This is a genomic window from Mycobacterium sp. NGS34, from assembly GCF_059812845.1.
Map to the genome: position 1 here is coordinate 28,698 of NZ_JCALDM010000012.1, position 14,080 is coordinate 42,777.

Annotated in this window: 10 protein-coding genes; 7 read left to right on the forward strand and 3 right to left on the reverse strand. The window is 71.7% G+C overall.

Features of this window, described 5'->3' with window-relative positions:
- Positions 1–116: 116 nt before the first annotated feature.
- The 5 genes from AC5Y7V_RS24165 (at position 117) to AC5Y7V_RS24185 (ending at position 7,606) form a co-directional block, all read left to right on the forward strand.
- Positions 117–1,586 carry an aldehyde dehydrogenase family protein gene (locus AC5Y7V_RS24165; RefSeq protein WP_499882565.1) on the forward strand — a complete coding sequence of 490 codons (1,470 nt, stop codon included), beginning with the start codon at positions 117–119 and terminating at the stop codon, positions 1,584–1,586.
- Positions 1,583–3,760 (forward strand): CaiB/BaiF CoA transferase family protein, encoded by a 2,178-nt coding sequence (locus AC5Y7V_RS24170; protein WP_499882566.1) that lies wholly within the window; start codon positions 1,583–1,585, stop codon positions 3,758–3,760. Before AC5Y7V_RS24165 ends, AC5Y7V_RS24170 begins: the two co-directional genes overlap by 4 nt.
- A 46-nt stretch (positions 3,761–3,806) precedes the next feature.
- Positions 3,807–4,715, forward strand: a complete 909-nt coding sequence (locus tag AC5Y7V_RS24175) for an alpha/beta fold hydrolase (protein WP_499882567.1) — start codon at positions 3,807–3,809, stop codon at positions 4,713–4,715.
- Positions 4,716–4,737: 22 nt separating this feature from the next.
- The gene (locus AC5Y7V_RS24180; protein ID WP_499882568.1) at positions 4,738–6,159 is read left to right on the forward strand and encodes an acyl-CoA synthetase; all 1,422 of its coding nucleotides are present in this window, start codon (positions 4,738–4,740) and stop codon (positions 6,157–6,159) included.
- A gap of 187 nt (positions 6,160–6,346) precedes the next feature.
- Entirely contained in the window at positions 6,347–7,606 is a 1,260-nt protein-coding gene (locus tag AC5Y7V_RS24185; RefSeq protein WP_499882639.1) for an MFS transporter, read from the forward strand.
- Here AC5Y7V_RS24185 and dapD read toward each other — a convergent pair.
- Complete coding sequence (dapD, locus tag AC5Y7V_RS24190; RefSeq protein WP_499882640.1) at positions 7,603–8,556, reverse strand: 2,3,4,5-tetrahydropyridine-2,6-dicarboxylate N-succinyltransferase; 954 nt, start codon at positions 8,554–8,556, stop codon at positions 7,603–7,605. The genes AC5Y7V_RS24185 and dapD overlap by 4 nt on opposite strands.
- A gap of 104 nt (positions 8,557–8,660) precedes the next feature.
- Here dapD and dapE point away from each other — a divergent pair, with 104 nt between their 5' ends.
- Complete coding sequence (dapE, locus tag AC5Y7V_RS24195; RefSeq protein ID WP_499882569.1) at positions 8,661–9,725, forward strand: succinyl-diaminopimelate desuccinylase; 1,065 nt, start codon at positions 8,661–8,663, stop codon at positions 9,723–9,725.
- A gap of 79 nt (positions 9,726–9,804) precedes the next feature.
- Here dapE and AC5Y7V_RS24200 read toward each other — a convergent pair whose 3' ends face one another.
- A complete protein-coding gene (locus AC5Y7V_RS24200; protein WP_499882570.1) occupies positions 9,805–11,298 on the reverse strand; it encodes a cellulase family glycosylhydrolase in 1,494 nt (497 codons plus the stop codon).
- Positions 11,299–11,353: 55 nt separating this feature from the next.
- On the reverse strand, positions 11,354–13,471 hold the full coding sequence (locus AC5Y7V_RS24205) for an AAA family ATPase (protein WP_499882571.1): 2,118 nt from the start codon (positions 13,469–13,471) through the stop codon (positions 11,354–11,356).
- A gap of 61 nt (positions 13,472–13,532) precedes the next feature.
- On the opposite strand from AC5Y7V_RS24205, the gene log reads away from it, so the two are divergent.
- Positions 13,533–14,078, forward strand: coding sequence for a cytokinin riboside 5'-monophosphate phosphoribohydrolase (log, locus tag AC5Y7V_RS24210; RefSeq protein ID WP_499882572.1), 546 nt, complete (start codon positions 13,533–13,535; stop codon positions 14,076–14,078).
- Positions 14,079–14,080: the final 2 nt, after the last annotated feature.

The window sequence follows — 14,080 nt, forward strand, 5'->3', positions numbered from 1 at the left end:
ATGCGCCGCCAACGCCATGCAATAGCGCGGAATTCGTCCAATTGGTGATTGACGCCGGGGGGCCGTGGGTGAACACTGGCTGACTAGATGACCGACGTTCTGGTGAGGAAGCGCGCATGACCGAGCTACAGACTCCGGGATCTCTTGTCGACACCTACCAGCTCTACATCGACGGCGGCTGGGTCGACGCCGAGGACGGTCGCTACGACGACATCAATCCGGCCACCGAACAATCGATCGGCACCGCGCCCGACGCCAGCATCGCCCAGGTCGGCGCGGCGATCGACGCCGCGCGCCGGGCCTTCGACAGCGGGCCGTGGGGCCGCACGGGTCCCGACGAGCGGGCCGCCTGCCTCAACCAGCTCGGCGCGGCGCTGCTGAAGCACGCCGACGAATTCTTCGCGCTGTCGCAGGCGGAGTGGGGCTGCGTGTCGAACGAGCGGATGATGCAGATCGACGGGGCCGGCTACATGTCGATGGTCGCGGCCCAGCTCGCCGCGCAGCTGGGCGAGGAAGCGGTGACCGGAATGAGCGCCGGCACCACGCTGCTGCGTCACCAGCCGCTGGGCGTCGTATCGGTCCTGACGCCGTGGAACTTCCCGCATTGCCTCAACGTCATGAAGCTCAACCACGCGCTGGCCGCGGGCAACACCGTCGTGCTCAAGCCCTCGCCGCTGACCCCGCTCGCGGGGCTGGCGCTCGCGCGGATCATCGACGAGGAGACCGACATCCCGCCCGGCGTGGTCAACGTCGTCACGCCGTCCGGCGTCGAGGCCGCCCGGCTGCTCACCACCGACCCGCGCATCGACATGGTGAGCTTCACCGGCAGTTCGGTCGTCGGGCGCCAGGTCATGTCCGCCGCGGGCGACACCATGAAGCGGATCCTGCTGGAACTGGGCGGCAAGTCGGCCAGCATCGTCCTGGACGACACCACGGTCACCGACGAGATGTTGCGGCAGATGCTGTTCGAGTCGTGCTCGCTGCACGCCGGGCAGGCCTGCATCCTGCACAGCCGGATGCTGCTGCCCGATTCGCTGCACGACGACGTGGTCGACCGGCTGGTGGCGCTGGCCCGCGAGGTCAAGGTCGGCGATCCCGCCGACCCCGACGTGCAGATGGGGCCGCTGATCAGCGCGGCGCAGCGGGACCGGGTCCAGGCGCTCGTCGACGGTGCGGTCCACGACGGAGCCCGGCTGGCGACGGGCGGTGGCCGCCCGGCCGGCCTGGACGTCGGATTCTATTTCGAGCCAACGATTCTCACCGGCGTCGATCCGGATTCGACCATCGCCCAGGAGGAGGTGTTCGGGCCGGTGCTGGCGGTGCTGCGCTACCGCGACGACGACGACGCGGTCGCCATCGCGAACAACTCCCAGTACGGACTTTCCGGGGCGGTGTGGGGCGGCGACGTGGACCGCGCCGTCGGCGTCGCGCGGCGCATCCGCACCGGGCAGGTCGCGGTCAACGGGGTCGGTCCCGGCGGCGCGCCGTTCGGCGGGTTCAAGCTGAGCGGGTTGGGGCGCGAGGGCGGCGGCCTCGGCGGCCTGCACCAGTACATGGAGGCGATGGCGATCGGGGTTCCCGCGTGAGCGGACCCCTCGCGGGGCTGTCCGTCGTCGAAATCACCAAGGAAATCTCCGGCCCTTATGCGGCAAAGCTTTTGGCCGACCTCGGTGCCGATGTCACCAAGATCGAGCCGCCTGGCGGGGACCCGCTGCGCCACTGGGGCAGTGGCGGGTTGTTCGAGTACCTCAACGCCGGCAAGCGAATTGTGGCGCTACAGGACGCCCCGGACCTGATCGCGCGGGCGGACGTGCTGGTGGAGAACCTGGGCCCGGGAGAGCTGGAAGCGTTGGGCGTCGATCTCGACAGCGTGGTGTTGCTGCGCCTATCGCCCTTCGGGCAGTCCGGTCCGTGGCGCGACCGGCCGGCCACGTCGCTGACGCTGCAGGCGGCGTCGGGCTGGGTCAGCGCCCGCGATCCCGACCGCCCGCCGGTGCAGGTCGGCGCGCGGATCGACGAGTACGTCGCGGGCGCCTACGGCGCGCTGGGCGCGTTGACCGCGCTGCGGTGCGCGTCCGATGAGGTTGTGCGGGTGGATGTTTCGGAGTTCGAGTCGCTGCTTTCGACGCTGCCGTATCCGATGCTGATGGCGCAGAAGATGCTCGGCCTGGGCCTGCCCGCCAACGCCCGCAGCGCTCCCATGCTGGGGGTGGTCCGCGCCGCCGACGGCTGGGTGGGCATCAACTGCCTGACGGGCCAGCATTGGCTGGACGTGTGCGCGATGCTGGGCCTGCCCGAGTTCGGCGAGCAGCAGATCGCGATCATGCTGGGCGGCCCCGAACGCGCCGAATTCTATGCTCGCGCTGAGCCATTGCTCGCCGAGCAGACCGTCGCCGAGATCGTCGACCTCAGCCAGGCCATGCGGATTCCGGCCACGCCGGTCAACGACGGCGCCACCGTCCTGGACTGTCCGCAATACGCCAAGCGCGAGTTCTTCGTCGAGCAGGGCGGCTTCCGACGCCCGGGGAAGCCGTTCCGGCTCAGCAGTTCCGCGAACCGAACCGGGCTGCGAAATCGGGGCCCCGAAATCGCAGTGCCGTTCGATTCGCGAACCGAAGGGCCTTTCGCCGGGCTGAAGGTGCTCGACCTGAGCACCTTCTGGGCGGGCGCCTACCTGACCTGCTACCTGGGCGCGTTCGGCGCCGACATCACCAAGGTCGAGTCGATCCAGCGGCCCGACGGCTTTCGCTACTCGGGCGCGTTTCCCTTCGAGGGTGACGACTGGTACGAGCGCAGCGGCCTGTGGCAGGCCACCAACCTCAACAAGAAGGACCTCACGCTGGACCTGACCTCGCGGCGCGGGCGGGAAATCGTCCGGCGGCTGGCCGCGCAGGCCGACGTCGTCGTGGAGAACTTCTCGCCGCGGGTGGTGGAGCAATTCGGCTTGGGCTACGAGTCGCTGGTGGAGCTGAAGCCCGACGTGATCATGGTCCGGATGCCGGGTTTCGGCTTGCAGGGCCCCTGGCGCGACTACGTCGGGTGGGCGTTGAACTTCGAGCAGACCGCGGGGATGTCGGCCGTCACCGGATATCCGGACGGGCCGCCGTGCAACCCGCAGGGCCCCGCCGATCCCGTCGTCGGCGTGCACGCCGGGGTCGCGCTGCTGGCGGCGCTCGAGCACCGGCGCCGCACGGGGGAGGGCCAGCTGATCGAGATCGCCCAGATCGAGGTCGCCGCCGCCGTGACCGCCGAACCCGTGATCGAATACTCGCTGAACGGCGTCGTGCAGGCGCGGGAAGGCAACCGCCGGCGCGGCTACCTGCAGGGCGTCTACCCGACGAAGGCCGACGACGCGTGGGTGGCGCTGTCGCTACCCGGGGACCCGGAAATCGACCACGACGCGTTCGACGAACTGGTCGCGGCGTGGACCCGCACCCAGCCGCCGGAGGCGATCGTCGAAACCCTTCGGGCCCAGGGCATCCCGGCCGAGCAAGTGATCACCGGCGAGAAGATGTACGACATACCTCAACTCGACGCGCGGGAATACTACGAGGAGCTGGTGCATCCCGTCACCGGATCGCACCGCTATCCCGGCTGGCCGTTTCGCATCACCCCCGGGCCGGCGCGCCACCACCGCGCCGCCACGCCGACCCTGGGCCAGCACAACGACGAGATCCTGCGCGGGCTCGGCCTTTCCGCCGACGAGCTGGCCGCCCTGCGGGCCGAACGGGTCATCGGGGAGCGGCCGCTCAACGGGTAGGCCGTGAGCTTTTGGTAAACGGCCCGTCACATGAAAAGCTGCTGGCATGGTCATCCAGATCGCCCGCCCCAAGCTCGAAGGCAACATCGCGGTCGGGGAGGATCGCCAAATCGGCTTCGCCGAGTTCGGCGCCCCCTGGGGTCGCGCGTTCTTCTGGTTCCACGGAACCCCCGGCGCCCGCCGCCAGATCCCGATCGAGGCCCGCGTCTACGCCGAGCAGAACAACATCCGCCTGATCGGCATCGACCGGCCGGGCATCGGGTCGTCGACGCCGCATCGGTACACCAACATCCGGGCGTTCGGCGACGACCTGCGGACCATCGCCGACACCCTGGGCATCGACAAGATGGCGGTCATCGGCCTGTCCGGCGGCGGCCCGTACGCGCTCGCGTCGGCCGCGGTGCTGCCCGACCGCGTGGTGGCGGCCGGCGTGCTCGGCGGCGTCGCGCCGTTCCTCGGCGACGAGGGGATCACCAGTGGCCTGATGAACCTGGGCAAGCGGGCGGCGCCGCTGCTGAAGCTGGGGGGCGACCCGCTGCGAATCGGCGCGAGCGTGGTGATCCGGATGATCCGTCCCGTCGCGAATCCCGCGCTGTACCTGTACGCCGCGGTGTCGCCCGAAGGCGACCGGCGCCTGCTCACCCGCCCCGAGTTCGCCGCCATGTTCCTCGACGACCTGCTCAACGGCAGCCGCAAGCAACTGGCGGCCCCCTTCAACGACGTCATCCTGTTCACCCGGGACTGGGGCTTCCGCCTGGACGAGGTGAAGGTCCCGGTCCGTTGGTGGCACGGCGACAGCGACCACATCGTTCCGTTCGCGCACGGCGAGCACGTGGTGTCCCTGCTGCCGGACGCCGAGCTGATCGTGCTGCCGGGTGAAAGCCATCTCGGTGGCCTGGGCCGCGGCGAGGAGATCTTGGCCACCCTGACGAAGATCTGGGACGAGCAGGCCTGACGCTGCCGGGTAACCTGCAGACGTGCTGCTCGCGTCGCTGGACCCCTCGGCCGTTACCACCACCGACATCGCCGACGCGGTGCGGATCGACGGCGCCACGCTCAGCCGCAGCGACTTGGTCGGTGCCGCAACGTCGGTGGCCGAGCGGGTCGCCGGCGCAAACCGGGTCGCGGTGCTGGCCACGCCGAGCGCGGCCACCGTGCTGGCGGTCACCGGCTGCCTGATCGCCGGCGTGCCCTTCGTTCCCGTGCCGTCGGACGTGGGCGTGGCCGAGCGCCGCCACATGCTCACCGACTCGGGGGCGGAAGCGTGGCTGGGCCCCGAGCCGGACGACCGCGACGGCCTGCCGCACATCCCGGTGCGCCTGCACGCCCGCTCCTGGCACCGCTACCCCGAGCCCCCGCCGGACGCGACCGCGATGATCATCTATACGTCGGGCACCACCGGGCTGCCCAAGGGCGTGCAGCTGAGCCGCCGCGCGGTCGCCGCCGACCTCGACGCGCTGGCCGAGGCCTGGCAGTGGACGGCCGACGACGTGCTGGTGCACGGCCTGCCGCTGTTCCACGTGCACGGGCTGGTGCTGGGCCTGCTCGGGTCGCTGCGGATCGGAAATCGCTTCGTGCACACCGGAAGACCGACACCGGCCGGCTACGCGCAGGCGGCCGCGGAATGGGGCGGATCGCTGTTTTTCGCGGTCCCCACCGTGTGGTCGCGGGTGGTGGCCGACGGCTCGGCGGCCGAGGCGCTGCGCCCGGCGCGGCTGCTGGTGTCCGGCAGCGCGCCGCTGCCGGTGCCGGTGTTCGACCGGCTCTCCGGGCTCACCGGGCATCAGCCCATCGAACGCTACGGTGCCTCGGAATCGCTGATCACCATCTCGACGCGCGCCGACGGCGAGCGCCGCGCGGGCTGGGTGGGCCTGCCCGTCGCCGGCGTGCAAACCCGGCTGCTCGACGACGACGACAACCCGGTGCCGCAGGACGGGGAAACCGTTGGGCGCCTACAGGTTCGCGGGCCGATGATGTTCGACGGCTACCTGAACCGGCCCGAGGCCACCGCGGAGGCGTTCACGCCGGACGGCTTCTACCGCACCGGCGACGTCGCGGTGATCGACGGCGACGGCATGCACCGCATCGTCGGGCGCGAGTCGGTCGACCTGATCAAGTCCGGCGGATACCGCGTCGGCGCGGGCGAGATCGAGACGTCGTTGCTGGGGCACCCCGGCGTGGCCGAGGCCGCCGTCGTCGGGCTGCCCGACGAGGACCTGGGCCAGCGCATCGTCGCCTACGTCGTCGGCTCGGCCGAGCTGCGGGCCGACGAGCTGATCGAGCACGTCGCCAAGGAGCTGTCGATACACAAGCGGCCGCGGGAGGTGCGCCTGGTGGAGGCGCTGCCCCGCAACGCCATGGGCAAGGTCCTCAAGAAACAGCTGCTTGCCGAGGGCTGAGCTGGCGGCCGATTCACGGGTCGCGAGCGTGCGCAGATGTACACGTCGTGAGGTGGGGAGCGCTGAGCGCCGAGGCGACACGCAGCGTTTTGCCAGGTTTTCCATCGAGCGGGACGGTGAACCTTCACCTACCGTCGTAGGCGTGACGGAACTGCCGACGGTCGCGCCCGCACCCGCCCGCACCCCCATGCGACGGGTGGCGGCCGCCTGCCTCGTCGGCTCGGCGATCGAGTACTACGACTTCCTGATCTACGGCACCGCGGCGGCGCTGGTGTTCCCGACGGTGTTCTTCCCGCGGCTCGGTTCGACGCTGGGCGTCGTCGCCTCGCTGGCGACGTTCGCGACGGCCTTCCTGTCGAGGCCGCTGGGCGCCGCGGTGTTCGGGTACTTCGGCGACCGGCTCGGCCGCAAGAAGACGCTGATCGCCACGCTGCTGATCATGGCCGTCTCGACCGTCAGCGTCGGGCTAGTGCCCAGCACGGCCGCCATCGGTGTGGCCGCCCCCTTGATCCTGATCGTGTTGCGACTCATGCAGGGGTTCGCCGTCGGCGGCGAATGGGCGGGGTCGGCGCTGCTGAGCGCCGAGTACGCGCCCGCCGGGAAGCGGGGCCGCTACGGCATGTTCACCCTGCTCGGCGCCGGCACCGCCGCCGTGCTCGCCAGCCTGACCTTCTTGGGCGTCAACTTCAGCATCGGGGAACGCAGCGCCGCGTTCATGCAGTGGGGATGGCGGCTGCCGTTCCTGTTCAGCGCCGCGCTGATCGGGATCGCGCTCTACGTGCGCCTCAACATCGACGAGACCCCGGTGTTCGCCGAGGAGAAGGCGCGCGACCTGGTGCCCAAGGCGCCGCTCGGGGAGGTATGGCGCCTGCAGCGCCGCGAGATCCTGCTGGCCGGCGGCAGCCTGCTGGGCGGATTCGGTTTCGGCTACCTGGGTCACACCTATCTGCTCATCTACGCCAATTCGCACCTCGGGTATACGCGCGGCTTCATCTGGTCGGTGGGCGCGCTGACCGGGCTCGTCAGCATCGCCACGGTCGCGGCGTCGGCCACCCTGTCCGACCTGGTCGGGCGCCGCCGCCTGATGCTGCTGGGCTGGTCGCTGCTGCTGCCGTGGGCGTTCGTGGTGATGCCGCTGCTGAACACCCGCAACCCGGCGCTGTACGTGGTCGCCGTCGTCGGCATGGCCGTCGGCGGGGCGATCGGCGCCGGGCCTACCGCGGCCTTCATCCCGGAGCTGTTCGCCACGCGGTACCGCTACAGCGGGTCGGCGCTGGCCCTCAACCTCGCCGGCGTCATCGGCGGTGCCCTGCCGCCGCTGCTGGCCGGGACGCTGCTCGCGACGTACGGCAGCTGGGCGATCGGCGCCATGCTGGCCGCGCTGACGTCGGTCGGCCTGGTCTGCACCTACCTGCTGCCGGAAACCAACGGCACGTCGCTCGGTTAGTTGGCGTGCAGGTCCTCGTTGAGCGCGATGCCCTGACCGTCGCGGGCCACCACCTCGACCGCCCCGGTGACCGAATTGCGCCGGAACAACAGGTTGTTGGCGCCGGAGAACTCGCGGGCCTTGACCGCTTTGCCGTCGGGCATGGTGACCTTGGTGCCCGCGGTGACGTACAGGCCGGCCTCGACGACGCAGTCGTCGCCCAGCGAGATGCCCAGGCCCGCGTTGGCGCCGAGCAGACAGCGCTTGCCGATCGAAATCACTTCGGTGCCACCGCCGGACAGCGTGCCCATGATCGACGCCCCGCCGCCGACGTCCGACCCGTCGCCCACCACGACCCCGGCGGAGATGCGCCCCTCGACCATCGACGCGCCCAGGGTGCCGGCGTTGTAGTTGACGAAGCCCTCGTGCATCACCGTCGTGCCGGGCGCCAGGTGCGCGCCCAGGCGCACCCGGTCGGCGTCGGCGATGCGCACACCGGTGGGCAGGACGTAGTCGACCATCCGCGGGAACTTGTCGATGCCGTAGACCGTCACCGGCCCGTGGCGGCGCAGCCGCGCGCGCACGGCCTCGAAACCCTCGATCGCGCACGGGCCGCGGTTAGTCCACACGACGTTGGTCAATACCCCGAACAGGCCGCCGGCGTTCAGCCCGTGCGGCGCCACCAACCGGTGCGACAGCAGGTGCAACCGCAGGTAGGCGTCGTAGGCGTCGGCGGCCACGTCGTCCAGCGAACCGATGACCGTGCGCACGGCGATGGTCTCGGTGCCGCGCTCGTCGTCGCGGCCCACCAGGGCGACCAGTTCTGGCGGAACGTCGGACAACGCCAGCCGCGACGTGCCGCCCGCGCCCGGTTCCGTCAGTTCCGGTGCGGGAAACCACGTGTCGAGCACCGACCCGTCGTTGGCCAGCGTCGCCAGGCCAATACCTGCAGCTCCAGTCACGGCGGCCAGGTTACTTGTGCCGCCGAGCAGACGCAGAATCGCATCCCAAGGCGGCCGATAGTGCGATTCTGCGACTGCTCGCCGAATGAAGGCGACCCATTACCCTTGGGGGCGTGCTGGACCTTCGCGGGGACCCCGTCGACCTGACCGCGGCGCTGGTCGACATCCCCAGCGAGTCGCGCGACGAGGCGCGCCTGGCCGACGAGGTGGAGGCCGCGCTGCGTGCCCAGACGTCGGGCTTCGAGATCGTCCGCAACGGCGACGCCGTGCTGGCGCGCACCTCGCGGGGTCGGCCGTCGCGGGTGCTGCTGGCCGGGCACCTCGACACCGTGCCCGTGGCGGACAACCTGCCGAGTCGCTTGGAGGGCGGCGACCTGTGGGGTTGCGGCACCGCGGACATGAAATCCGGTGACGCCGTCTTCCTGCACCTGGCCGCCACCGTCGCCGAGTCGGTGCACGACCTGACGCTGGTGTTCTACGACTGCGAGGAAATCGACGCGGCGGCAAACGGTTTGGGCCGCATCGAGCGCGAACTGCCGGAGTGGTTGTCCGCCGACGTCGCGATCCTGGGCGAGCCCACCGGCGGCTACATCGAGGCCGGCTGCCAGGGCACCCTGCGCGTCGTCGTCAGCGCAACCGGGACGCGCGCGCATTCGGCGCGATCCTGGTTGGGCGACAACGCAATTCACAAGCTGGGCGCGGTGCTGGACCGGCTGGCCTCCTACCGGGCGCGCAGCGTCGACATCGACGGCTGTCAGTACCGCGAGGGCCTGTCGGCGGTGCGCATCGACGGCGGCGTGGCCGGCAACGTGATCCCGGACGCGGCCGCGGTGACGGTCAACTTCCGGTTCGCCCCGGACCGTTCGGTGCAGGCGGCGCTGCGGCACGTGCACGAGGTGTTCGACGGCCTGGACGTCCGGATCGAGATGACCGACTCCGCGGCCGGCGCGCTGCCCGGCCTGTCCCAGCCCGCGGCCAAGGCGCTGGTCGAGGCCGCCGGCGGACGCGTGCGCGCGAAGTACGGCTGGACCGACGTGGCGCGGTTCGCCGCGCTGGGCATCCCGGCGGTCAACTTCGGGCCGGGCGATCCCAACCTGGCGCACACCCGCGACGAACGGGTGCCGGTCGCCAACATCACCGCCGCGGTGGAGATGCTGCGGCGCTATCTGGGCGGCTGACGCGTCTCGAGCGTCGCGCCAGCGCGGCGCTCGGCGCCGACGGCCGCGCTAGCGCGACGCTCGGCGGAACATCAGCGCGTCACGCCGGCGCCACCGCCACATCGACCCTGGCCGCGCCCGGGCTTGCCACGACGGCCAGCACGGGCGCGTTCGGCGCCGAAACCACTTGTCCGCCAGTGACACTCACCTGATAGCCGTTCGGGTACTCGACGGGCGGCACCGAGATGAACGTCTGGGCGCCCGGCGCGAAGTTGCCCGCGTGGTCGGCCCGCTCGATCGTGTAGCAGAGCCGGAACACGCCCGACCGGAACGACCACTCCCGCGGCGTGCCCGCCACCACCTGCGGGTACGGCGCGGCCAGCACCGCGAGCTTGGCCGCGTTCACGTTGGCGCCCGTCGGCGGCTGGCTCGGGTCGAAGACCAGCGCCTGGTCCGTCGGCGACGAGCTCGTCTTGTCGTTGCCGGTGTACGCCCACTCCAGCCAGCCCATCCGCTGGTGGTCGGTGTGGCGCATCACCTCGGCGAGGTTGTTGAGGTCGTTGGTAGCGCCGAACTCCGTCAGCAGCGGCGGGACGTGGTGGAAGCCCGAGTAGAGGTTGGCGTTGGTGATCGTGAGGCCGTCCTCGAAGCGGCAGGTGATGTTCTTGTGCAGCACCGATTCGATCGCGCAGTAGTCGTGGAACGAGAACCCGGTGTTCGGGTCGGCCACCCCGCCGATGTCGGTGTGGACGCCCTCGTCGGATAGCGTGTTCGGCTCGAAGAACACCAGCGTGGTGGGGTCGGCCGTGCGGATGACCGGCACCACCTTCCGATAGAACACGGTCAGCTTGTGGTCCTGGATCGGGCAGCCCAGCAGGAAGTTGAAACAGCCCTCCCAGATGAAGCCGGGCCACGGCTCGTTCAGGATTTCGTAGCCGAACACGCCCGGGTTGCCGTGGAAGAAGCCCGCGACGTGCGCCCACGCCCGCGCGTAGTGGTCCTGCAGCCCGATCCCGTCGGGCGCCGGGGCGTCGCGCCAGAAGGCGTTCCAGGCGAACTCCTCCGCGGGGTTGAGGAAGTAGTTGCCCGGAAAGCCGAGCTGTGGGTTGGGCAGGCCCGCTTGCGCCACCGCCCACGCCGGGGCGCCCTCGCCCTGGAACGCCTCGTTGTAGAGGTCCTGGTGGAAGTCGAGCAGGCTGACGATGCCGTGCGACGCCAGCGTCGCCACGGTCTGCGCGATCGAGTTGAGGTAGTTGTCGTCGTAGGCGAGCGGCTGGGGCTCCACTGCGGCCCAGATGACGCCGACCCGCATCGCGTTGAAGCCGTTGGCCTGCAGGAAGGCCGCGTCGTCGTCGCCGAACCCGTCGGCCGACGGCGTATAGGGCGGCACCTTGTGCACCTGGTTGAGCCCGTGCAGGATGACGACGCGCCCGTCGGCGTCGGTCATCCACCGGCCGGCGTGGCCCAGCGGCAGCGTCGGCCCGGTGGGCGCCGCCAGGGCGCGCGGCGGGGCGACGACCGACGACGCGTCAGTCGTCAGCGCGGCGATGAGCAGGCCGGCCGCGAGCAGGGCGGCCAACCGCCGAGGGCGCATATGCATGGTCCTCAAAACGGTGAGGCGCGATAGTCACTCGTGTAGCACGGGGGAGTCACGGTTCGCGCACAATGCGGCGCGCCTGCGCGCCGGCATCCGCGGCCGCGGCGCGCAGCCCGACCGCCGCCAGGTCGTCCGCCACGGCCCGCAGCGCGGCCTCGTCGCCGGCCGCCAGGGCGCGCGCGTGGGCGAGCGCCAGGCGCCCCGCCGCGCAGTCGACCTCGCCGCACAGCCGGGCCAGCGGGTCGACCGCGCGGGTGTCGCCGAGGCGGACGGCCTCGTGCCAGGCGCGCACCGCCACCGTCGACTGCCCGCCGCGCTCGGCCATCCGGGCGGCCTCGCGGGCGGCCGCGACGGCGCCGGGCGCGTCGCGGGTGGCCGCCAGCCGCCAGGCCCGCGCAATGCCGAGCTCCGGGCCGAACAGCGCCGACTTGGTTCCATGCCGAGACTCGGCCCGGCTCAATGCCTTTGCCGTGGCGGCGACGTCGCCCCGCTGCGCCAGCGCGGTGGCCAGCAGCGTCAGCGACAGCGGCCCCCACGAGTAGCCGGTGCGTTCCAGGGTGGTGGCGGCCGGGGCGAGCAGCGCCGCGGCTTGGGCGAACTCGCCGTCGGCGATCAGCACGTGCGCCAGCAGCACCTCGCCGATCGCGCGGCCGGGCTGCTGCAGCTCCGCGAAATCGGTGAATTGCTGGGCCAATTCGCGCGCCCGGGCGTGCTCGCCGGCCATCAACAACGCGGTGGTCTGGCCCAGCCCGATGGTGAACCGCAGCAGCCCGGGGTGTTCGGCGGACAGGGCGCGCTGCGCCAGCGGTTCGACGTCGCCGAACCGGCCCTGCCGCGCCGCGCACAGCGCGGCGGCGCTGGCGGCCCAGGCCACGGCCTGGTCGTCGGCCGACGGCGCGTCCAGCACCTCGCCGGCGACCTTGACGGCGTATCCGACGTTGCCGGCGTTCATCGCGAATGTGGCGCTCAACGCGTCGAGCGTGGTGCGCGGGCCCGGATCGGCGATGCGGTTGCGGATGGTCCGCAGGAACGCGGTGGCCCGCTCGGGCTCGCTGAGCATCCAGAACTGGTTGGCGGCCCGCAGCAGCGCCCAGTCCATCAGCGCCGGCTCGGCCAGGGCGGCGGAGTCGACCTCGGCCAGCAGCGCGTCGGCCTCGCGGCCGCGGCCCTGCCACGCCAGGGCGTGGGCCAGCGACAGCCGCGCCGTCAGGCCGCCGGACCGTTCCAGCGCCGAGCGGGCCAGCCGCTCGCCGAGCGCGAGGTCGCCCAGGCGCAGCGCCTGCTGCGCGGCGGCGGCGACGTCGGCGACGCGCTGGGGGGTGTCGCTGTCCAGCGCCAGGGACGCCAGCCGCAGCCGGTCGCTGAGGTGGTCCGAGGCGCGCCGGGACAGCAGCGCGACGACCTCGCCACGCCGTCGGCGCGCGTCGTCGGGATCGAGCGCGGCGAGCGCCCGCTCGGCGAACAACGGGTGCGCGGTGTAGACCACCGGCTGGACGCCGTCGCCGCGCGCCCGGGTCTCCGCCGCGCCGACGTCCTCGGCCGCACCGACCGCGCCTTCACCCGCGAGAGCGGTCAGGTCGGCGAGCGTCAGCGGCTCGGCGACGGCGAGATAGTCCAGCACCGCGCGCGCCGCGGCGGGCAGCTCGGCGATGAACGCGTCGACCTGGGCGGGCGTGGTCGCGCCGCCGGGCGCCTCGACATCGATCCGCTCCAACAGGCCGTCGGTCCACAGCGCCGCGATCGCCTCGGGCGCCGCCTCGGCGCGGGCGGTGACGACCATCCGGGCCGTGCCGGCCAGGGCCAACTGGTACACCAGCGTGGCCGACAGCACGTCGAGCTCATGGGCGTCGTCGACGACGAGCAGCAGGTCGTCCCCGCCCAGGGAGGCCCGGGCCGCCCGCAAGAGCGCGGCCGGCTTGCCGAGGTCGGATATCGCCACCAGGTGGCTGAACGCCCCGAACGGGACGGCGCGCTCGGTCGGGGTGCCGGTGACCCAGCGGGCGAGCGTGCCGGGGTGCGCGCGGCCGTAGCCCTCGGCGGCGAGCCGGGCCAGGGTGGATTTGCCGCAGCCGTCGGGCCCGAGCACGACGGCCCCGCGCTCGTTCCCGAGCGCGTTGTTCAGCCGCTCCAACGCCGCCTCGTGTTGGGGGACGTTCCAACGAATCGGCACCCGCCGGAGTTTATTGCGCGCGGTGTGCGCGGCGCACCGGGCGTGGTCTACCTTTCGTTGTATGAGCTCCGACTGGGCGGTGTGCGTTTACTGCGCCTCCGGTCCCGAGCATCCCGAATTGCTTGAGCTGGCTTCGGAACTCGGCGAGGCGATCGCTGAGCGCGGCTGGACCTTGGTGTGGGGCGGGGGCCGGGTTTCGGCGATGGGCGCGGTGGCGAGCGCGGCGCGCGCCCGCGGCGGGCGGACCGTCGGCGTCATTCCGCAGAACCTGATGCGCCTCGAGGTCGCCGACCGCCGCGCCGACGAGCTGATCGTCAGCGACACCATGCACGAGCGCAAGCAGATCATGGAGGCCCGCGCCGACGCGTTCATCGTGCTGCCCGGCGGGGTGGGCACCCTGGACGAGCTGTTCGACGCGTGGACCACGGGTTATCTCGGGGTGCACGAGAAGCCCATCGTGCTGCTGGACCCCTTCGGGCACTACGAGGGGCTGTGGCTGTGGCTGTGCGGTCTGCTCGACAGGGGGTACATCACGCAAGCGGCGATGGACCGGTTGGTGCTGGTGGATAAGGTGGGGGCCGCAGTGGAGGCGTGCGCACCCGCCTGAGT

Excerpts from the sequence above, each read along its gene's own strand:
- AC5Y7V_RS24175 (WP_499882567.1), top strand. The coding sequence starts at position 3,807 with ATGGTCATCCAGATCGCCCGCCCCAAGCTCGAAGGCAACATCGCGGTC.
- AC5Y7V_RS24185 (WP_499882639.1), top strand. The coding sequence starts at position 6,347 with ATGCGACGGGTGGCGGCCGCCTGCCTCGTCGGCTCGGCGATCGAGTAC.
- log (WP_499882572.1), top strand. The coding sequence starts at position 13,533 with ATGAGCTCCGACTGGGCGGTGTGCGTTTACTGCGCCTCCGGTCCCGAG.
- AC5Y7V_RS24200 (WP_499882570.1), bottom strand. The coding sequence starts at position 11,298 with ATGCGCCCTCGGCGGTTGGCCGCCCTGCTCGCGGCCGGCCTGCTCATC.
- AC5Y7V_RS24165 (WP_499882565.1), top strand. The coding sequence starts at position 117 with ATGACCGAGCTACAGACTCCGGGATCTCTTGTCGACACCTACCAGCTC.